Origin of the sequence: Opitutus sp. ER46, from assembly GCF_003054705.1 — a bacterium.
GTDB lineage: Bacteria > Verrucomicrobiota > Verrucomicrobiia > Opitutales > Opitutaceae > ER46.
The window spans coordinates 218,809-239,693 of the sequence record NZ_QAYX01000021.1; the positions used below are offsets into that span (position 1 = coordinate 218,809).

A 20,885-nucleotide genomic window follows, 5' to 3' on the forward strand; every position below is an offset into this window, starting at 1 on the left:
GCGGGCCGAGGTCCTCCCGCCGTCGCGCATGTCCTCCCTCCGCCTCGCCGCCTTTGTCACCTTGCTGCTCCTGGCGCTCGGCCCGCGCGTCTGGGAGTTGTCGCGCCGGCCGATGCATGCGGATGAGGCCAACCAGGCGCTGAAGACCGGTCGGCTGCTTGAGGACGGCGCCTACGCTTTCGATCCGCGGGACCATCACGGTCCGACGCTCTATTATGCCGCGCTGCCGCTGGCGTGGGTGCGCGGTGAGCGCACGCTGGCGGAGTTGAGCGAGACCACCTTGCGGCTGGGGCCGGCGCTGTGGGGCGTGGCCGCGGTCTTGCTCCTCGCGGTCCTCGGCCCGGTGGAAGCATACGGAGCACGCTGGCTTGCGGCGGCGTTCCTCGCGCTCTCGCCGCCCGCGGTGTACTACGCGCGCTGCTACATCCAGGAAACGCTGCTGCTGGCGTTTACGCTGCTGGCGGTGGCCCTGGCGCAGCGCTGGTGGCGCACGGGACGCGCGGCCTGGGCGGCCGGGGCGGGCGGGGCGCTGGGCCTGATGCTGGCCACGAAGGAGTCGGCGCTGCTATTGGTCGCGGCGCTGGTGGTGGCCGGGGTGGCAGCTCGCCCGGCGCGGCCGGCAGCGCAGCGGCCCGGACGCGACGTGCTCCTGGCGCTCGTTTGTGCGGCGGCGGTTGCCGCCGCCTTTTATTCCTCGTTCGGCGGGAATCCCGCCGGGTTGCGCGATGCGCTGCTGGCGCCGTGGCTCGGGGGGCAGCGCGCGGTCGGCATGACCGGACACGAGAAACCGTGGTGGTACTATCTGCAGCTCCTCACGACGGCCGCGTCGGGCGGGCCCGGGTGGGGACAGACCGTGTTGCTCCTGCTGGCCCTGCTGGGTGCGGCGCGCGGCTGGGTCGAGCGCTCGGCCTGGCTCCGCGGGAACGCGGTCTATGCGTTCGTCCTGCTGCTGGTGCTGTCGGTCGTGCCATACAAGACGCCCTGGAACCTCGTATCCGTGCTGCCCGCGCTCGCCGTGCTCGCGGCCGGCGGGATCGCCGGCATCACGCGGAGGCGCGGCGGGGCGCTGGTCGCGCGCGTGCTCGCGGCGCTCGCGCTGGTGACGCTGGCGGTCGACGCGTGGCGGGTGGCGATCCAGCGTCCGGCCGACTCAAGGAATCCCTGGGCGTATGTGCAGAGCGGATTCGATGTATTGAAAGTGCGGTCTTGGGGGATCGTGGCGCGGGCGGCGGCGCCGGACGAGCCGATCCGCGTGATCGCGCCGGAGTACTGGCCGGTCCCGTGGTACCTGCGCGGCGTGCCGCGCGTCGGCTACTGGAACGCGCCGCCGGCGGCGTGCGACGGCGCGGTGGTGTTGGTCGCGGCGGAGCAGGCGGACGTGGTGCGCGCGCGGCTGCATGGCCGATATCGCGAGCGCTTTATCGGGCTGCGGCCCGGTGTGCTGCTGGTGGCGTTCGTCCGCGCGCCATGAGCCCCGAAATCTCAGTCGTAATTCCGGTGTACAACGAGGCCGGCAACCTCCGGCCGTTGTTGCGACGGCTGGCGGCGGTGTTGTCGCGCCTCGGCCGGCCGGCCGAGGTGCTCGTGGTCAACGACGGCAGCACGGACGGGACGGCGGTGGAGATCGCCGCGGTTGCCGGCGAGGTGGCGGGCTTGCGGGAACTACGTTTGCCCAGTCAGTCGGGCCAGGCGCACGCGCTTTGGGTCGGACTGCAGGCGGCGGCGGGCGGGTATATCGTGACGCTGGACGGCGATGGGCAGGACGATCCCGAGGACATTCCGCTCCTGCTGGCCGCCGTGGCGAAAGGGGAGGCCGACCTGGCCTGCGGCTGGCGGGTGGACCGGCAGGACACGCGCCTGCGGCGGGCGATGTCGGCCCTGGCAAACGCGGTGCGCCGGGGCGTGCTGCGCGACGGGCTGCATGACGCGGGCTGCCAGTTGCGGGTTTTCCGGCGGGCGGTGGGCGGGGTGATGCGGCCGGGCACCCTGATGCAGACCTTCCTGCCGGCGCTGGCGGTGGCGGCGGGCTTTCGCGTGCGGGAGTATCCGGTGCGCCATCACGCGCGGCGGCATGGCGCCTCGCATTACGGGCTGGCCCAGCTCTGGTGGCGGCCGGCAGTGGCGCTGGTGGCGGTGGCGTGGCGCCTGAGGCGCGAACGGCGGGCGCGGTTCGCGCGTTCGGGGACGGGACGCGGGCGGCGGGGGGCGACGCCATGAGCTGGCTGACCTTTCGGCACCAGGCGATGGCGACGCACTTTGAGATTGCGGTGGCGGCGCAGCCGGAGGCGCATGCACGCCAGGCGGCCGCGGCGGCATTTCGCGAGGTGGACCGGCTGGAGGGCGAATTTAGCCGGTTCGTGGCGTCGAGTGACATCGCGCGGTGCCAGGGACTGGAAGAGGGGAAGACGGTGATGATCGGCGAGGACGCGATGGCGTGCCTGGTGGTGGCGGCCGACCTGGCGATCGCGACCGAGCGGGCGTTTGACCCGGCCTATGCCGCGGTGCGGGCCTCCGACTGGGACGCCGCGCTCCCGGCGTTCCAGCTGGACCCGGTGAATCACACGTTGACCTCGCGCGCGGCCGAGTTGCGGCTCGACCTGGGCGCGATCGGCAAAGGCTTTGCGCTCGACGCGGCGGCGGACGTGTTGCGGGAGTGGGACGTGACGGCGGCCTGCCTGGTGGCCGGGGGCAGCACGGTGCTGGCCTTGGAACCTCCGCCGGGTGAACGCGGGTGGAGGGTTGGCCTGGGCGAAGCCGCCGCGGTTCGGGAAATCTGGATACGGCAGCAGGCGCTGAGTGCGTCGGGGACGGCGGTCCAGGGCCAGCACCTGATCGACCCCCGGACGGGTCGGCCCGCGAGGCGGCAGGCACGGGCGTGGGCGCTGGCCCCGGGGGCGGCGCAGTCGGACGGGCTGTCGACGGCGTTCTTCGTCTGGAGCGATCCGGAAGTGGCGGCGTTCTGTGCGCGGCAGCCGGAGATCGGCGGGGCGCTGGCCGGTGCGGAGGGCGGATTGCGGGCGCTGGGTGCGCTGGCGCCGCTGCTGCGCGCCGAGGCGGGATAGCAGTCGCCCAGCCGCGTTCAGCGGCGGTAATGCATCCCGGTCGAACTCGGCCGCAGGTCCATGCTCAGGTGGCGCTGCGGGGGGACGCGGCGGTGGCGGACCGCCCTGTACTCGCTGAAGCCGCAGGGGTATGTACGGTGAGGGCGGCGCGGAGTTCGGCGAGCTTCACGGGCTTGGCGACAAAACCATCCATGCCGGCGGCCTGGCAGCGGGTGCGTTCGTCGGGGAGCGTGGCGGCAGTGAGCGCGAGCACGCGCACGCCGGCGGCCCGGCGCTGGGCCGGATCGGCGGAGTCCCGCCAGGCGCGCAGCCGGCGCGTGGCCTCCCAGCCATCGACCTTCGGCATGTGGCAATCCATGAGCACGGCGTCCGGCAGGGGGCCGCGGGCCAGCGCGGCCAGCGCGGCGGCGCCATCCGCCACCATCTCGTACGCGCAGCCGAGGGCGCGGAGCTGCTGCTCGATAATCTTCCGGTTTACCGGGTTGTCCTCGGCCACGAGCACGCGGAGCTGCAGCGGCGCGATCCGTTCGGGCGACGGCGGGCCTTCCGGGGCGGGGGCGGCGACGACTGGCAGCGACAGGGTGAAATGGAAGACCGAGCCCTTGCCGGGCGTGCTTCGGGCCTCGAGCTTTCCGCCCATGAGCGCCACGAGCCGCGAGCTGATCGCCAGTCCCAGGCCGGTCCCGCCGAAACGCCGCGTGGTGGAGGAGTCGGCTTGCGTGAACCGTTCGAACACGCGCGCGAGCGTCGCTTCGTCCATGCCGATGCCGGTGTCACGGACCTCGAAGCGCACGAAATGCCGGTCACCCTCCCAACCGCGCGAGGTCACCACGATCTCGGCGCGCCCGGGCGCAGGGGTGAACTTCACCGCGTTGGACACCAGGTTGAGCAGCACCTGGCGGAGGCGGTAGCTGTCGCCCAGGAAGCCGCGGGGGAGTTGGGGGTCCCGTTTCTGGCAGAGCACGACGCCGGCGTCCGCGCCGCGCTGGGCGAGCAGGGCGATGGTGTCGGACACGAGTGCGCCGAGGTCGAATGGCTGCCGCTCCAGGGTCACCTGGCCGGCCTCGACCTTGGAGAAGTCGAGGATGTCGGTGAGCTGCTTGAGCAGCAGGTCGCCGGAGTCGGAGATCAGCCGGATCTGTTCCCGTGCCGCCGGCGCGAGATCCTCGCGGCGGGCGAGCAGCTCGGTGGAGGCGATGATGCCATGGAGCGGGGTCCGGATCTCGTGGCTCATGTTGGCCAGGAACTCGCTCTTGGCCCGGGAGGCGGCTTCGGCCTCGCGGCTGGCGCTTTCGGCGCGCGCCTTGGCGGCCTGCAGCTCATAGGTCCGCTCGGCCACAAGGTGCTCCAGCTTGTCGTTGATGCGCTCGGACTCCCGGATCGCGGCATCGCTGCGCGACTGCGCCGCGTCGATCATGCGCGCCACGGTGATGCCCAGACAGAACTCGAGCGACAGAGTGATGAGACCGTCGCGCAGCAGCCGGTCGAAGAAGAACTGGTCCACCGTATCGAACCGCGTGTGGTGGAGCACGAGGAGATAGAAGCTGATGTGGCCCGTGGCCATGGCGGCGTACACGAGCGTGGCGACGCGCTGGGAGGCGAAGAGGATCGCGAGGAGGAGCGTCACCAGGTTGTAGGCGAGCGCCTGCACACCGACGCTGAGCGGGTAGATCGGGCGCACAAACAGGGGGCCTACGACCAGGGAGAGCTGGATCGTGCTGACCAGGGCGGCGGCAAACAGATTGCCGGCACGCTCGAGGCGGCCGCGGAGGATGTTCCAGATGCAGAGGCTGGCAGCGACCATGATCGCCGTGTTCACGGCGACCCTCATGCCAAGCGATGGCGCGTTCTCCCAGATGCTCTTCGCGGTGCTGATCGGGACCAGCGTCATCGCGCACAACACGATTCCCGCCAGCAGCCGGGCCCGGACGGCAATGAAGTACGACTTGCCCCGATAGGGGGCGTCGAGCCGGTCCGCGAATCGAACTAGGAAGCTGGGTATCATGCCGACGCGAAAGCGCTGACACTTAGAGACATCGGCTTGCTATACCACCCAAAATTCCGGTCGCGGGCGTCTCTCGCTTCTGACCTCAGGTGTTCGGTCTGAAATGAACCACGGAGACAGAGAGGACACAGAGAAGACGGGTTGATCGGGCGGGTCACAGAGGGCACGGAGTTCGGAGGAGGGCACAGAGCTTCTGACCATCGGCCCTCTGACATCTGACGTCCGACTGCTGACCTCTGCCTAATTCCCGCGGGGAGCAATGTCGCTGTGGCCGGCGCTGGGGGGAACAGCGAAGGTCTCGAGTGGATCGGGATGCGCCGGGTCGTAACTGGCAAAGTCCTCCACGATAAAGGCCGCCAGCGGGAGCTGCGCGGCGCGGATGCCCTGCGCCACGCATTTCGCGAGTTGATACGCGCCGTAGTTGTTGTGGTGCGTGGCGTCGCGGCCACCCGCGCTGAAGGCCTGCGGCGAGCGCTCGGGGCCGAGCGCCTCGTACAGCCGGACGCTGTCGCGATCGAGATCGATGACGGCCACGTTTTCCTCCTGCGCCACCTCGCGCACCGCCTGCGGATAGTCGCCGTGGGTGTTCTTGATCCGGCCGGCGGCATCGAAGGTGCGGCGCTGCATCGAGGTGACGAGCACGGGCGTGGCACCACGCCGGCGCGCTTCGGAGATGTAGACCTTGAGCCAGGCTTTGTAGGTGGTGTGGGCCTCGACGTAGGTCTGGGGCCACTGCTGCTTCTCGTCGTTGTGCCCGAACTGGATGAACAGCCAGTCCCCCGCCTTCATCTGGCTGAGCAGTTTCGCGAGCCGCAGCTCGGAGCTGAAGGACTTAAGCGTCTCACCGGACTCGGCGTAGTTGGCGACGACGACGCCGGGCTGGAGGAAACGCGTGAGCATCTGGCCCCAACTGGCGCCCGGTTCGCTGGGCTGGTCGGTGACGGTGGAATCGCCGGCGAGGAACACGGTCGGCAGGTTGGGAGCGGGCACGATTTCGACGGCGCACACGTTGGCCGCCGGGCCGCCGAACTCGAGCGTGAGCTTGTCGTCCCACGTCGGTGAGCCGCGCTCGCGGTCATTCGTGAGCACCTCGGTGCCGCCGGGCGCGTTCAGCGGCGGTGGCGGCAGCCGGCGGTTGCGCACGTGGACCGCGAAGGTGCGGCTCGCATACGCTCCCGGGGCCGTGGTCGCGGCTTCGACCATCAGTCGGCGGGCCTCAGCCTTGACGGTGAGATTGGTGGCTGCGCTGGCGTCGCCGAACGTCACGGTGACGAGGTAGGTGCCCTCCGGCGCCGCGACAGAAAAGCGGGAGGGCTGCACGGCGCGCAGGCCATCGGCGCGCAGCGGATCGCCGCCCTCGTGCACGATGCCGGTGATGTTGGCGCCCGGCTCGAAACCGAATCCGGTCTCGACTGTGAACGGCTGCGACGAAGGCACGGCGGTGTAGCCGGCGGCCACCGGGCCGGGTCCGAAATCGAATCTCCAGCCCGGCGCCGCAGGAGCGGTCGGGGCGGCGCGAAGGCCGGAGCAGAGGAGCGGGACAAGACAGACGAGGAGGAGGCGCATGATCGGGCGGGCCGAAGCCTCCACTCCGGCCGGTGCCACGGCAGGAGCAAGGTTCAAGTCCGCTGGACGGTCCGCCAGTTCGGGCGTGCCACGTCCGAAATCGCGGGCGCGAGGGCGAACGCAGTGCCGCCCCGCAGGCCGCCGCGCCGACATCTTTGTGGTTTCCGCGCCGCCGGAGCTTTGCTTCCTTGCGCGACCATGTCCTGCCGTCACGTCGTTCGTCTGCTCGTCCTCCTTGTCGCGCTGGCCGGCGCCACGCTGCGCGCGGAGCCCTGGAAAATGCTGTTTGTTTTCGGCGACAGCTACTCTGACAGCGGGGCCGGCTTCGTCTACGCGGATGGCCCCACGGCCGTGGTGTACCTGGCGCGCGGGCTGGGCATTCCGTTCACGCATGCGCGGGACGCCGACCGGGCCGGGAAGGGGTTGAACTTTGCGGTGAGCGGAGCGCGCACGGGAGCAGACGAGGGCGCGAAGCTCGGGCCGGCGGTGATGGGCCGCGGCGTGTGGACGCAGGTGGAGGACTTCGCGGAGCGCGTGCACGCGGGCGAAGTGAAATTCGACCCGGCGCACACACTCTTCTTCATCGCCGCCGGGCTGAACGACGTGCGGGTGCCGACGGAGACCTCGGTGGCGAACCTGCGCAATGAGATCCGACTGCTCTACGCGGCCGGAGCCCGGCACTTCCGCGTGGCGCTGCTTCCGACGAAGATCGCTGGATTCGCGGTGACGGCGCGCCGGCTGAACCCCGCGATTGCGGGCATCCCGACCTCGCTCCGCCTGGAAGGGGCCACGATCGAGCTCAGCCACTGGGGCGAGTACTTCGACGCCGTGATGGATAACCCGCGGGCCTACGGAATTCTCAACACGACCGACTCCTGCGCGGGCCGCGCAAGCATCGGCGTCAAGCCGGTGGAGAAGGGTGATCCCGCGACATACTACTTCTATTACGACGCCCATCCCTCGACCGCAGTGCACCGCGCGGTCGGCGAGATGATGCTGCGCGAAGAAAAAGGGCTGAAGGACTGAAGAGCTGAAAGGCTGAAGCCGGAGGCCAGAAGCCGGAAGACGGAAGACACTTCGGGTTTCGCGGAGGCGAAAACCGGCGAGAACGAGAACGACCTTCGGAGTGAAAGTGAGAGTGAGAGTGAAAGTGACGAGGCAGTGACGGGGGCGCCCTCAATCCCTCTTGTCGCCTAGGCGCAGACGGACGGGGCCGAGGAGGCCGGAGGGGACGAGGGAGTCGGTCGGGCGGTACGGATTGTCGGTCGTCCAGGTGAGGCGCTGGTTCGCGGGGAGGCCCGCGTCGGCGATCAGCCGGTTGACCCAGGTGTTTACGACGCGGACTTCGAGTTCGTTGCGACCAGATTGCAGGGCGGCGGTCGCGTCGACGGCGAACGGAGCCTTCCACACCGTGCCGAGATCGCGGCCGTTGAGCTTGACCGAGGCGAGGACGGCCACGTCGCCGAGATCGAGGAGCACGCGGCGGCCGGCGGCGGTGGCGGGCGCGTCAAAAGACTTTCGATACACGGCCGCGCCGGAGTAGTGGCGGATTCCGGGATCGGCGGTGGCGTTCCAGGGCGCCAGCTCGGCGAAGGAGGTTTCGGCGGGGCCGCCCCAGGCGGACGCAAAGGAGACCTGCCAGGGACCGGTGAGCGTCTGGAGCACGGGACGCTCGGCGACGAGTTGAGCAGGCGCGACCGCTGCCGGCGCGATGCCGGTCGTGGGGCCGAACACAACGAAAACCGATGCGTGCGCTTCCAGCGGCAGGTTCACCTCGGTGCGGCCGTCGGCGGTCGGCCGCCATGCCGCGGGGGAAGTGATCGCGCCGGTCTCAGGATGCCAGAGCTGCGGCGTGCGGCCGCGCACGCGGAAGGTGGCGGTCACGTGCCGCGGCTGCGCGCGGTGGTTCGCGATAAAGTAGATCTCGCGGTCGGTGGTCCGCCGATGCGCGTGGAGCACGTCGAGCCGGTCGGTCCCGCCGGCGTCGAAGTCGCGGGGCACGCCGAGAGCGGCGAGCACCGCGGCGGGAGACTGTCCCCAGCACACGCGGCCGGCGCCCGTCTGGCGCACGCCGCGGGTCGCGAGTGGACCGGCGCCCCAGAGTTCGTCGGCGATCCGGCGCACTTCCGCATCGCCGGCGGCGGCGTCGCCGAGACTGGGCGAACCGACGGGTTTGGTCGGGCCGAGCACGACCGCGCCGGCGACGACGAGCGCTTTCAGATGGCGGGCGGCGGCGAGGCTGAGCCGGTCGCCGCCCGCCAGCACGAGCAACGTGTAGCTCATGCCATCGGGGAGGACGATGCGTCCATCGCGGACCGACGTGCGGCGAATGAGCGCGTCATCGGTGCAGACGTCGTAGTCGTAGCCGTCGGGCGGCGCGGGACGCATGCGCCAGGTGGCGATCTTGGCGGGCGTGTCGCTGCCGAGATGATACAGGACGTCGCTCACCGGCAGGCCCTGGCGCAGGACGGAGGCCGAACGCGTGAGCGTGGCCCAGAAGCCGGCGCTGTCCTCCCACCACGTGTTATGCCGCTGGTACGGCAGGTAGAAACGCGGCTCGGTCACGCCGGGCTTCCGGTCGTCCCACGGCTGGTGCACGTACGCGAGGACGACAAAGCGGTTAATGCCGAGCGCGAGCGCGGCGTCGGCGAAGGGCTTCATCATCGCGGGGTGCACCTCGGCGCGGCTGCCGGTGAAGGCCTCGGCGGCGGCGACAGGCAACCCGTAGAGGTGGGCGGCGCTGGCGGCTTCCTTGCAGTCGATGGTGCCGTCGCTCTGTGTCATCCAGAACTCGCCCATCGGGGTGTCGGTGCGGCCCTTGGCCTGGAAATTGTCGCTCGGCAGGCAGGTCGCGATCCCGGGCGCCTGGGCGATGAGCGTGAGGCCGTGCTCGTGGCAGAGGCGCTGGAAGCCGCCGAAATATTCGTCGCTCATCAGGTCGGCGATCGTACGGCGGACATCGTGGAGGAATCGGTCCGACTCCGCGCGCGAACCGACGACACGGCCGAGCATGGCGGGCAGGTATCGGGTGATCGGGTACCCGCGGCGTCGCTCGAATTGCGCGGCGAAGTCGGCCGTCCAGTTCTGCGCGCCGTGTTCGTTGCTGTCCATGGTGACGCTCGCCAGCCGGGCGCCCGGCACGGCCTGGATTTCGCGCAGAATGACGCCGACATAGTGTTCGAACTGCACGCGGGCGGCGGCGGCGCTCAACTTGTCGCATTCGAGGCCGGCGGACTCGGGACGACCGTGTTTCGTCTTCGCGCCGGTGGGCGTGTGACCCAGGCGGAAGATGGTCCAGCGGCCCGGCGGCGCGTCCCAGGAGAGTTTGCCGTCGGGCGCGAGCCGGCTGGTGAGGTCGACGACGCGAGTCGGGTCGAGGGTCTCGGCGGGAGCGTAGTCTGGGGTGCGATCCGCGGCGGCGAAGTCGGCGACGTTCCCGGACTTCGATTCCCAGTGATCCACGCGGGCGACGGAACTGAGTGAGACGCGGGCGAGCAGGAGGTCGTCGTCCTTGGCCCGTTCGTTGCGGCCCCAGTCGTGGAGGTTGAGCCGGAAGTAGCGGGCGGTGGTGGCCGGGAAGGCGACGGTCTGCTGGGTCCAGGAATCGTGCTGGTAGCCGATCGCCGGCAACTGGCACACGCGCTGCCAGGACGCCCCGTCCGTGCTGGCCTCGAGTTCGCCGATGGGCGGGTTCAGCCGCATGTTCTCGCCGTAGAAATCGTCGGCCCAGGACGTAGGCACCTGCGTGGCGATGACGAGGGCCTTGGCGTTGGGGCGGAGCGAGTAGGTGAGGCTGCGGAGCGTGACGGCGGCGCCGTAGTCGAGCTGGATCAGGACGGGCGCGTGGTTGGCGGGTGGAGCGAGGCGGACGCGGGCGCCGTTGGCGGCATCGAAGACCGTGGTGAGATCGACGCCGGCGGGGAAACTCGCGCGCTGCGGCACGGGCAGGACCTCGCCGGCCAGCGCGGCGGGAGTGGGGTAGGCCAGGACGGCGACGTCGCGGTAGTAGTCCAGTTTCGAGGCGGGTTGCGGCAGTGTGAGGGCAACCGTGCGGCCGCCCTCGACGGTGGTCTCGGTGCCGACGAGCCGCTGCATGCCGAGTTCGGGCGTGATCCAGGGGCCGCCGGCGACGAAGCCCGGACCGACGTTGAGTTCGAATGCGAGGCCGAGCCGCGCGCACTCGGCGGCGGCGAAGCGGACGCGCGCGAGCCACTCGGGCGAGAGGCTCTTCAGGGCGTCGGGTGCGTCGGAGAAGACTTGCTCGTAAAGGACGACGCTGCCGAAGCCGGCGCGCTGCAGGGCTTCGAGGTCGCGGGTGATGCCGTGGTCGGTCGTGACGGACTCTCCCCAGAACCACCAGATGCCCGGCCGGGCGTCGGCGGCCGGCGTGAGAAACGCGGCCGGCGTCGGATCGGCCGCCGCCGAGGCGAGGCGGAAGTTGATCAGGATGAGACAGAGGAGGGCCGCGCTGAAGCGCACCAAACGGGACCTTGGCATGTCCCGCCAGACGAGCGCGCGGCGGTGGAGTCACAAACCAAAACTGCGGCGTTCAAACCGGCCGGCGCGATCTGCCCCGTGGCGCTCCGGCAGCGCGGGGAGTATCTGGACATTATTCCGGCGAGTATCTGGACATTATCGCTAATACCCGAAGGTGAGGCGGATATAATTGCAGCCTCCTTGCCTCGGTGTCCTGCGGCGGGCGTGTGGCGAGGTCGTTGTCCGCCGCGGGGCGGCTCGTTCGTTGTGACGGGAGGCTCGCGCCGGCGAGTCGTCCTGTTGCCACACCCACACGTTATCACCCGCGGCGGGCCGGTCGCCCGCGGCATTCCCACACCCATGAGCAGAGTACGTCTTCTGGTCGGCACGAAGAAGGGCGCGTTCGTGCTGACGTCCGACGGCGCGCGGCGCGACTGGCGCGTCGCCGGCCCGCATTTCGCGGGCTGGGAGGTCTATCACCTGAAGGGTTCCCCGGCGGATTCGAACCGGATCTACGCGTCGCAGTCCAGCAGCTGGTTCGGTCAGGTCATCCAGCGTTCCGACGACGGCGGGGAAACCTGGCAAACGCCGGGCAGCAGTGCGGCGGACCTCGCCGGGGCGAACGGCTTCCCACGCGGGGAGAGCAACAAATTCACGTATGTCGGCCACGTCGGGACGCATCTTTGGTACGACGGCAGCCAGCATCCCTGGGAGTTCAAGCGCGTGTGGCACGTGGAGCCGTCGCTGACGGACCCCGACGTGGCGTACGCGGGCGTCGAGGATGCAGCGCTGTTTCGGACCGACGACGGCGGCAAGACCTGGGCGGAGCTGCCGGGCCTGCGCGGCGCGAAAGGCGACCTTTGGCAACCCGGCGCAGGCGGACTCGCGGTGCACACGATCCTGCTCGACCCGAGGCGGAACGGGCGGCTGTACGTGGCGATCTCGGCCGCGGGGGTGTTTCGGAGTGATGACCACGGCGCGACGTGGAAGCCGGTGAATCGCGGGCTGAAGTCGCTCTGGGAGCTGCCGGATCCCGATGCGGCGGTCGGGCATTGCGTGCACCGGATCGCGCTGCACGCGGCGCGGCCGGACGTGTTGTTCATGCAGAAGCACTGGGACGTGATGCGGTCCGACGACGCTGGCGAGATGTGGCGCGAGGTGAGTGGCAACCTGCCGAGCGATTTCGGGTTTCCGATCGATGTGCACACGCACGAGCCGGACACGGTGTACGTGGTGCCGATCAAGAGCGACTCGGAGCACTACCCGCCGGAGGGGAAACTGCGCGTGTATCGCTCGAAGACGGGCGGCAACGAATGGGAGCCGCTCACGCGCGGGCTGCCGCAGCGTGACTGCTACGTGAACGTGCTGCGCGACGCCATGGCGGTGGATGCGCTCGATCCCTGTGGCGTGTACTTCGGCACGACGGGTGGGCAGGTGTACGGCTCGGCGGACGCCGGCGACACCTGGACGCCGATCGTGCGCGATCTACCGCCGGTGTACTCGGTGGAGGCGCAGGTGCTGCCATGATCCGGGTCGTGCTGCCGTTTCACTTGCGCAATCTCGCCGGGGTGTCGGGCGAGTTGGCGTTGGACGTCGCGGCGCCGGTGACGTTGCGGGCGGTGGTTGACGCGGTGGAGGCGCGCTACCCGGTCCTGCGCGGGACGATTCGCGACCACGCGAGCGGCAAGCGACGCACGCTGGTGCGGTTCTTCGTGTGTCGCGAGGACTGGTCGGCGCGGCCGCCGGAGACGGAGTTGCCGGCGGAAATCGTCAGCGGCCGCGAACCGCTGCTGATCGTCGGCGCGATGGCGGGCGGATAGCGCGGCGCGATCGCGCCGCGCGCGTAAGGACGCGCCCTGCGGGGCGCACGTGTAAGGTGTAAGGTTTGAAGGGGCGGGGGGCGACGCCGCGCGAAGGCAGTCCGGGGGGCGGAGCCGGAGCTTGAAAGTTGCAGGTTTGAAAGTTGAAGGTTGGGGCCACGGAGTCCGGAGGAGGTGAACCGCGAAAGGCGCGAAATGCCGCGAAAACGGACGAAGGGAAACCACTGGGGCGACGGAGAGGCCGCGGATCCAAAACCTGGGCGGGACTTCCGGCCCGCGAAACCTGCAACTTTCAAACCTGCAACCTGCAACGGCCGCGATGGCTGCAACGGCCGTTCCGGCCGTTACGGAGCCACTGCGGAGGAGCGCGTGAGGTCGCCTTTGATTACCTGCTGAACCTGGGCGGGCGTGACTTCCACCGTCGGCGCGAAGGCGGGGCTCGCGAGGTAGGCGAGCAGGCTGGCGCGCAGCTGGCGGCGCACGGGATCGAGCGCGGCGTCGTGCAGGGCGATGCTGGTCACGAGGAGTTTTCCCCGGCCGACGCGCGCCTCGAAGCCGAGGGCGAGCTTTCGGTTGGTGAACCAGTCGTCGATGACCTGGACCGTTGGCCGGAGGTCGCGCGGGAGGGAGTCGAGGACCATCGGCGCGGCGTGGCGCAGCGGGTACCACCATTGCCAGTTGGAATACGCGTCGGTCGGGAACTGTGCCAGGGCTGGATGCGCGGGATCGCAGAGCACGCCGAGGGTGTGCGGCGCCTGGCCGTTCGTCCACGCGGTGTTCCAGAAGATGCTGGAGAAGCCGAGCGCGATGGGGCCTTTCACCGGGTCGGGCGCGACGCGGTCAGGCGGCAGCATCAGCCAAACCGTCGCGCCGGCCGCGAGGCGCGCCTGCGTGGCGGCGTCGAGCTGCGTGACAACCTCGATGCCGGCGGGCACGGCGACTGCGACGTCAGCAGGACGTGGATACACCCAGACCTCCCAGTCGTTGGCGAAGTCCGTGCCCGGGAGGCGGACCTCCAGTCGATAGCGCGCGGGGGCCGGCAGGTCGGCGCAGGGGAGGTCGATCCGGCCGAGCCTTTGGCCGGCGCCCACGGCGACGTCGCGAGGGGCGAACCGGCCCTGCGCGACAGTGCGGCCGTCGTCCGCCTGCAGACTCCATTCGGCGGACACGCCGGGCAGCGGGGCGGCGCCGAAGTGCGCGACCTCGACATCGGCAATGAGGTGCTCGTCGGTCGTGAAGACGCGCCGGTCGAGCCGCGCGAGCGGGACGGTGCTGGCGCAGAAACGGCGATACGCCGCGGGCGTGACATAGCCCTTGGATTCCCAGAACGCATCGAGCACGCCGACGAGGGCCGTGCCCTGGCCGGGAAAATCCGCGAGCCCGAGGAGCTGAAAGCCACCCATGCCAGGCGTGCGCAAGGCGGACTCGATGTCCTCCTTGTAGCAGAGCGTCTGGAGTTTCCCAGAGGCGGCAACGAAGGCGTCGGCCTGGTCGGCGAGCCCGTGCGCGGCGAGAGAGGCCTGGAAGATCTCGAAGTTTCGCGGCTGCAGGTAGCCCGTGTACTTCGCCCGCTCGGCGAAATTGGGGTACGCGCACCACTGGCCGATCTCGTGGGCGACGACGGGCCGGTCGCGGGGCTGGATGTAGTCGGTGTAGTCGGTGCGGGTCTCGGGGGCGCGGGCGTTGAGGCGGGAGGCGAGGCCCTCGAGCCAGTGCTGGATGCGCGGCTCCGGGCTGATGTGGAAATCGTTGGCGGGGATCTCGGGCCAGCCGGCGCCGGCAGTGTAAAGGCGGCGCGGGTCGGCCGCGCGGTGGCGTGCAACCCAGGCGCCGAGCCACGCCTTGTGGTGGGGACCTTCGGGCTCGTTGCACGCGCAGAGGATGACGAAGGACGGGTGGTTGCCGTAGACGCGCAGGATGCGCGCGGTCTCGGCCTCGAGCCAGGCATCGACCGGCTTGCCGTCACCGAGGGTCGTCGACCAGTTCGGCCACGAGGCCACCTCGACCTGCACGTACAGGCCCAGCTCGTCGGCGGCGACGAACGCGGCCTCGGGCGGACACCAGGAGTGAAAGCGCACATGGTTCAGCCCGTGCGCCTTGATCACTTCGAGCTGGCGCTTCCAGTCCGCGACGCGGGTCGGCGGATGTCCGGTGCGCGGGAAGGCCGCGCAATCGAGGGCGCCGCGCAGAAAGAGGCGGCGCCCGTTGAACCGGAGCTGCCGGCCGTCGGTCGCGATCTGCCGGAAGCCGAAGGCGACTTCGCGGCTTTCGCCGTTGGGCATGGACACAGTGAGCGTGTGCAACGCGGGGGTGAACTCGTCCCACGCGGCGGCCCCGGCGGGGAAGGCGTATTCCGCGGCGAAACGGCCGTCGGCGGCCACCGGCACGTCGAGCACCGCGGGGGCGCCGGGCGAGGCGAGCTGGATGCGGACGGGCCAGGGCTGGTTCTCCGCGCGGCCGAGCTGGCCGCGCACGACGACGGTGCGATCGGCGAGGCGAGGCGCGACCTGAACGTCGTCGAACCAGACAGCCTCCGTAGCCGAGAGCTCGATCCGCCCGACGATCCCGTTCCAGTTGCCCTGCGTGTGATCGGAGACGCTGTGGGCGTTTTCGCCGACGTCGGGATCGAGGGTGTTGTCGACGAGGATCGTGAGCCGGCGCCGGCCGGACGTCCGCAGCAGGCCGAGCGCGTAGCGATGCGGCACGGAGTTTGCCGAGTTGGTGCCGATCTCCTCGTCGTCGAGCCACAACGCGGTCTTCCAGTGGGGCCGCTCGAGGGTGAGCCACACTTGGCGGCCGACCCAGGCCGCGGGCAGGTCGATCTCGCGCTGGTACCACACGTGACCGACGAAGTGCGTGGCGGGCTGCAGCCAGAACGGAATCTTGATGTTGTCGGACTGGCGGTACGGCGCGTACTCGGGCGCGGTGAAGTAGGCGCGGTCGAAGATCCCACCGGTCCAGGGCGTATCGACGCCGATCGGGTCGCCGAGCCGGTTCTCCTGCACGCTGCCCGGGAGGGTAAGTGTGGTATCGCCGGGCAGCGCGGCGGCCGGCCAGCGTTGGTCGCGTCCCCGGCGGTCGCGATCGAGCGCGACGCGCCAGGCGCCGGCGAGCGACACGGGGCCGGGGCCGGGAGCAGGGGCCGGATGAGAGTGGGCGTCGGGATCAGGGCGCGGGCTTGGCATGCGAGGCGCCTGATCGTACCTCCGACGGGGCGGAACGGCAATGGACGGATCCGATGAAGACCTGCACGATCTTATTGCTCGGCGGTCGTGCCGAGCGGGCGGGTCCGGACAGGCGTGCGAGATGTCAGGCCTTGACGGCCTTGCGGTAGGCGAGCGGCGACCGGCCCATGACGCGCCGGAAGCAGCGGCTGAAGTAGTATGGATCCTGAAAGCCAACCTGTTCCGCGATCGCGGCGACCGAGATCGGGGTGGTGTCGAGCAACTGGCACGCGGCGCGGATGCGCTGGCGGATCAGAAAGTCGATCGGCGCAAAGCCAGTCTGCTTGCGGAACAGGAGGGAGAAGTGCGGCACGCTCAGGCCGGCGGCGGCGGCGAGCTCGTCGAGGCGGTAATTGCGCGCGGACGTGCGTAGGAGCTGGTCGCGCACGCGGGTGATGCGCTCGGCGGCGGAGCGGGGGGCGCCGCCGTCCTGGCGCAATTCCAGAAGCGTGCAGAAGGCGGTGCGCAGGGCGGCCGCGGCCGCGAGCATGTGCGGGACGGAGTAGCCGTGTTCGAGCACGTGGTACGCCTGATCGAGCCCGAGTTCGGGCACGCGGTTGGCGGTGACATGCAAGGTGCCCAGGGCGTCACCCGCGCCCCAGCCGAGCTCCCGGCGCCAATGCGGCAGCTCATCGCCGGCGGAGTGAACCCAGACGATGGTCCACGGATCGGTCTCGGCGGCGCCGTAGGCGTGGGCGTGGTCGGCGGCGAGCCAGACGACGTCGCCGGGGTGGACGGGTTCCGAGCGTTCCGGCGTGCGCACCCAGCCCTCGCCCTGCAGGCAGGCGATAATCAGGTCGGTCGCCGCGCCGAGCGGCCGTTCCACCCGGTGGCTGGTGGCCCGGGGAAAGTAGCCGGCGTCGGTGACATGGAGCCCTTGCAGCAGCGGGTGATCGCGCGCCTGTCGGCGCACGGGATCGGGCACCACCACGAGGTGCTGGCCTGCAAAGCCGTGCCGCCGAATCCGGGTGCCGTTCATGGTGAGGTGAATGCGGGGCCAAGGAAACGCGGGCGGCGGCGCGGTTGTCAACGGGCTGGGCATAAGATTGTCCAGCCGTTTCAGAAGGCCCTGCATGGGCACGGCGGCCGAGGGGGCGTAGGCTGGGGCTGTCGCGCCCCGGCTTGGTGGGGCGGGCAAGGAACCGTCGCCAACCTCCCCGCAGTCTCCATGTCCTCCCGTTCTGTTGTCGTCCGGCGCGAGCCGGTGGTCATCCCCACGTATGTGCCATTGCCGCCGGACAAGAACCCAATGTTCCTGGAGCGGCGCGTTTACCAGGGCAGCAACGGTGCGGTGTACCCGCTGCCCTTCTACAATCGGGTGGCGGACACGAAGGTCGACCGCGCCTGGCACGCGATCACGCTCGAGAACGACTACCTGCGGGTGATGGTGCTGCCGGAGATCGGCGGCCGGATCCACGTGGGTCAGGACAAGACGAACGGCTACCACTTCTTTTATCACCAGGATGCGATCAAGCCGGCGCTCGTGGGGCTGGCGGGCCCGTGGGCCTCCGGCGGGGTGGAGATCAACTGGCCGCAGCATCACCGGCCGGCGACGTTCATGCCGGTGGACGCCTGCGTTGAGGAGCACGCGGATGGCAGCAAGACGGTGTGGCTGTCGGACCATGATCCGCTGGCGCGGATGAAGGGCATGCACGGCATCTGCCTGCATCCCGACCGTGGCGTGATTGAGCTGAAGGTGCGGGCGTACAACCGCACGCCGTACGTGCAGACCTTCCTGTGGTGGGCCAATGTGGCCACGCGGGTGCACGAGGGGTACCAGTCATTTTTCCCGCCGGACGTGACCGCGGTCGCGGACCACGCCAAGCGGGCGATGAGCCGGTTTCCGCGGTGTGACGGCCGGTACTACGGGGTGGATTATGCGGGGCGGGCGCGGGACGGCGTGCCGGCGGAGGAGGTGCCGACGCAGTTCGTGCCGCCGCATTGCCGGCCGGCGGCCGAGCGGCCGGCGAATATCCCGGCGTACGCGCCGAATGACCTGTCGTGGTACGCCAACATCCCGGTGCCGACCTCGTACATGTGCCTCGGCTCGAAGGAGGATTTCTCGGGCGGCTACGATCACCTGGCGCGGGCCGGGCTCGTGCAGGTGAGCAACCATCATATTTCCCCCGGCAAGAAGCAGTGGACCTGGGGCAATCACGCCTTTGGTTACGCGTGGGATCGGAACCTGACCGATGCGGGCGGCCCCTACATCGAGCTGATGCTCGGCGTGTACACCGACAACCAGCCGGACTTCTCCTTCCTGCAGCCTGGCGAGACCAAGACGTGGAGCGTGTACTGGTACCCGATCCAGCAGATCGGGCCGGTGCAGCGCGCCAACGAGCATGCGGCGGTCTCGCTGAACGTCGGCCCGCGCGCCGCGCGGATCGGCGTGGCGGTGACGGAGCCGCGAGCGGGCCTGCAGGTGACCCTCGCGCGCGGCGACCGCGTGTTGCGCCGGTGGACGCGCGACCTCGCACCGGGCCAGCCCCTCGTGGAGTCGTGCGCGGTCAAGTCCGGCACGACGCCACACGAGCTGCGGGTGACGGTTACGACGGCGGCTGGGGCGCAATTGCTGACATACGCGCCGGCCGCGCCGCAGTCGAAGGCGCCGCCGCTGCCGGAGCCGGCGACCGAGCCGGCCGCGCCCGCGGACATCGCTTCGGCCGACGAGCTGTATGTGACCGGGCTGCACCTGTGGCAGTACCGTCACGCCACGCGTTCGCCGGTGCTGTACTGGCAGGAGGCGCTGCGGCGCGATCCGGGCGACAGCCGGTGCAACACGGCGATGGGGGGCTGGCATCTGCGGCGCGGGGAATTCGCGGCGGCGGAGACGTATTTTCGAGCGGCGATCGCGCGGTTGGTGCAGCGCAATCCGAACCCGGCGGAAGGCGAGGCGTGGTATCAGCTCGGACTTACGCTGCGCTTCCTGGGTCGGGCCGACGAGGCGTACGACGTGCTGTACAAGGCGACGTGGAACCAGGCCTGGCAGGCGGCGGGCTTTCACGCGCTGGCGGAGATCGACTGCACGCGGCGGGCATGGTCGGCGGCGCTGGAACATCTCGACCGTTCGTTGCGGCTGAACACGGACAATCTCCGCGCCCGGAACCTGCGCGTGCTCGTGCTGCGTGAACTCGGTCGCGCCGCGGAGGCGGACGCGGCCCTCGAGGAGACGCTGCGCCTCGATCCGCTGGATGGGTGGGCGCGGCACCTGCGCGGAGAGAAACTGGGCTGTGATACGCAGACCCGGATGGACCTCGCGCTCGATTGCGCGCGGGCCGGTTTCCACGCCGCGGCGATCGCGTTGCTCGAAGGGGCCAAGCCGGAACCGGGATCGGGCACGGCGCCGATGCTGCAGTACCATCTCGCGTGCCTGTACGAGACCGTGGGCAATCGCCGGGCGGCGGCGCGGGCGACGAAGGCGGCGCGCGCGGCGTCACCGGACTACTGTTTCCCGGCGCGGCTGGAGGACATGTTGGTGCTGGAGGCGGCGCTGCGGCGCACGCCCGACGATGCGCGGGCGGCGTACTATCTCGGCAACCTTTACTACGACCGGCGGCGACATCGGGAAGCGATGACCTGCTGGGAGCGCGCGGTGCGGCACGAGCCGGAGAACGCGGTGGCGTGGCGCAACCTGGGCATCGCGTACTTCAATGTGGCCGAGGCGCCGAAGCGGGCGTTGCAGGCTTATGAGCGGGCCTTTCGGGCGAATCCTGCCGACGCGCGGCTGTTGTACGAACGCGACCAGCTCTGGAAACGGTTGGGCCGACCCGCGGCGCAGCGGTTGCGGGAACTCGAGGCGCGGCCGGAACTCGTGAGCGCGCGCGACGACGCGACGATCGAGCTGTGTGCGCTGTACAACCAGACGGGGCAGCCGGACAAGGCGCTGGCGATCCTCACAACGCGGCGGTTCCAGCCCTGGGAGGGAGGCGAGGGGCAGACGCTCGGGCAGTACGTGCGCGCGCGGCTGCTGCTCGGCCGGCAGGCGCTGGCGGCGAAGGATGCCGCGCGGGCGATCGAGCACTTCGAGGCGGCGCTGGAGCCGCCGCCGAACCTGGGCGAGGCGCGGCACCTGTTGGCGAACCCGAGCGATATTCACTACTGGCTCGGCTGTGCGCTGTCCGCCGCCGGTCGGAAGGACGAAGCACGACGGCACTGGCGGACGGCCGCGGAGTTCCGCGGCGACTTCCAGGAAATGAGCGTGCGCGCGTATTCGGACATGACCTACTTCTCGGCGGCGGCACTGCAGCGGCTCGGCCGATCGGCGGAGGCGGCGCGGCTTCTGCGCGGACTCCGGACGTACGCGCGCGAGTTGCGGCGCACGCCGGCGAAGATCGACTACTTCGCCACGTCGTTGCCGAGCATGTTGCTCTTCGAGGACGACCTCACGCAACGACAGCAGACCACGGCGCTGTTCCTGGAGGCGCAGGCGGAACTCGGCTTGGGTCACCGCGCGACGGCGCGGCGCCTTTTGCGCGGGGTGCTGCGGCGCGACCCAAGTCACGGCCTCGCGGCGGACTTCGTCGCCGCCGCCGCCGCGTAGCCGCCGCCGAAATGCGGCGGCGTTCTCAGGTGAAGAGGTTGAAGGTTGCAGGTTCCTGAGATCAGCGCCGGAAACGCGGCGAGGTTGATGACGGAAGCCGGGCGTTGGTGACCCGCGAACGGAGAAGGGGGCACCGCGAACGGGCGCGAAGAGACGCGAAAACTGGGGGTGGGCGGCGGGGAGAAGGGAATG

12 protein-coding genes are annotated in these 20,885 nt (G+C 70.2%); 7 read left to right on the forward strand and 5 right to left on the reverse strand.

What is annotated here, in order from left to right; all coding sequences use genetic code 11:
* The first annotated feature begins 28 nt into the window (after nucleotides 1-28).
* Genes DB354_RS09335 through DB354_RS09345 form a run of 3 tightly spaced genes read left to right on the forward strand, consistent with a single transcriptional unit; the run spans nucleotide 29 to nucleotide 3,062 of the window.
* The gene (locus tag DB354_RS09335; RefSeq protein ID WP_107835265.1) at nucleotides 29-1,471 is read left to right on the forward strand and encodes a flippase activity-associated protein Agl23; all 1,443 of its coding nucleotides are present in this window, start codon (nucleotides 29-31) and stop codon (nucleotides 1,469-1,471) included.
* Nucleotides 1,468-2,217 carry a glycosyltransferase family 2 protein gene (locus DB354_RS09340; protein WP_107835266.1) on the forward strand — a complete coding sequence of 250 codons (750 nt, stop codon included), beginning with the start codon at nucleotides 1,468-1,470 and terminating at the stop codon, nucleotides 2,215-2,217. Before DB354_RS09335 ends, DB354_RS09340 begins: the two co-directional genes overlap by 4 nt.
* Entirely contained in the window at nucleotides 2,214-3,062 is an 849-nt protein-coding gene (locus tag DB354_RS09345; RefSeq protein WP_146180169.1) for an FAD:protein FMN transferase, read from the forward strand. The genes DB354_RS09340 and DB354_RS09345 overlap by 4 nt, the downstream gene beginning before the upstream one ends.
* Nucleotides 3,063-3,126: 64 nt before the next feature.
* Here the strand turns inward: DB354_RS09345 and DB354_RS09350 are convergent, their stop codons facing one another.
* Nucleotides 3,127-5,067, reverse strand: a complete 1,941-nt coding sequence (locus tag DB354_RS09350) for an ATP-binding protein (RefSeq protein WP_107835270.1) — start codon at nucleotides 5,065-5,067, stop codon at nucleotides 3,127-3,129.
* 240 nt (nucleotides 5,068-5,307) lie between these two features.
* Entirely contained in the window at nucleotides 5,308-6,633 is a 1,326-nt protein-coding gene (locus tag DB354_RS09355) for a rhamnogalacturonan acetylesterase (RefSeq protein ID WP_107835271.1), read from the reverse strand.
* 198 nt (nucleotides 6,634-6,831) lie between these two features.
* On the opposite strand from DB354_RS09355, the gene DB354_RS09360 reads away from it, so the two are divergent.
* A complete protein-coding gene (locus DB354_RS09360) occupies nucleotides 6,832-7,659 on the forward strand; it encodes an SGNH/GDSL hydrolase family protein (protein WP_107835273.1) in 828 nt (275 codons plus the stop codon).
* Between the two features lie 150 nt (nucleotides 7,660-7,809).
* Here DB354_RS09360 and DB354_RS09365 read toward each other — a convergent pair whose 3' ends face one another.
* Nucleotides 7,810-11,130, reverse strand: a complete 3,321-nt coding sequence (locus tag DB354_RS09365; RefSeq protein WP_107835275.1) for a glycosyl hydrolase — start codon at nucleotides 11,128-11,130, stop codon at nucleotides 7,810-7,812.
* A 339-nt stretch (nucleotides 11,131-11,469) separates the two neighbouring features.
* Here DB354_RS09365 and DB354_RS09370 point away from each other — a divergent pair, with 339 nt between their 5' ends.
* On the forward strand, nucleotides 11,470-12,636 hold the full coding sequence (locus tag DB354_RS09370; RefSeq protein ID WP_107835277.1) for a sialidase family protein: 1,167 nt from the start codon (nucleotides 11,470-11,472) through the stop codon (nucleotides 12,634-12,636).
* Nucleotides 12,633-12,929 carry a MoaD/ThiS family protein gene (locus tag DB354_RS09375; RefSeq protein WP_107835279.1) on the forward strand — a complete coding sequence of 99 codons (297 nt, stop codon included), beginning with the start codon at nucleotides 12,633-12,635 and terminating at the stop codon, nucleotides 12,927-12,929. Before DB354_RS09370 ends, DB354_RS09375 begins: the two co-directional genes overlap by 4 nt.
* Nucleotides 12,930-13,273: 344 nt before the next feature.
* Here DB354_RS09375 and DB354_RS09380 read toward each other — a convergent pair whose 3' ends face one another.
* Both DB354_RS09380 and DB354_RS09385 read right to left on the reverse strand, forming a co-directional pair.
* Nucleotides 13,274-16,048, reverse strand: coding sequence for a sugar-binding domain-containing protein (locus DB354_RS09380; RefSeq protein ID WP_199226823.1), 2,775 nt, complete (start codon nucleotides 16,046-16,048; stop codon nucleotides 13,274-13,276).
* Between the two features lie 190 nt (nucleotides 16,049-16,238).
* Entirely contained in the window at nucleotides 16,239-17,132 is an 894-nt protein-coding gene (locus DB354_RS09385; protein ID WP_158277453.1) for an AraC family transcriptional regulator, read from the reverse strand.
* A 270-nt stretch (nucleotides 17,133-17,402) separates the two neighbouring features.
* Here DB354_RS09385 and DB354_RS09390 point away from each other — a divergent pair, with 270 nt between their 5' ends.
* Nucleotides 17,403-20,693 carry a DUF5107 domain-containing protein gene (locus tag DB354_RS09390; protein ID WP_343205573.1) on the forward strand — a complete coding sequence of 1,097 codons (3,291 nt, stop codon included), beginning with the start codon at nucleotides 17,403-17,405 and terminating at the stop codon, nucleotides 20,691-20,693.
* The last annotated feature ends 192 nt before the right edge of the window (nucleotides 20,694-20,885 follow it).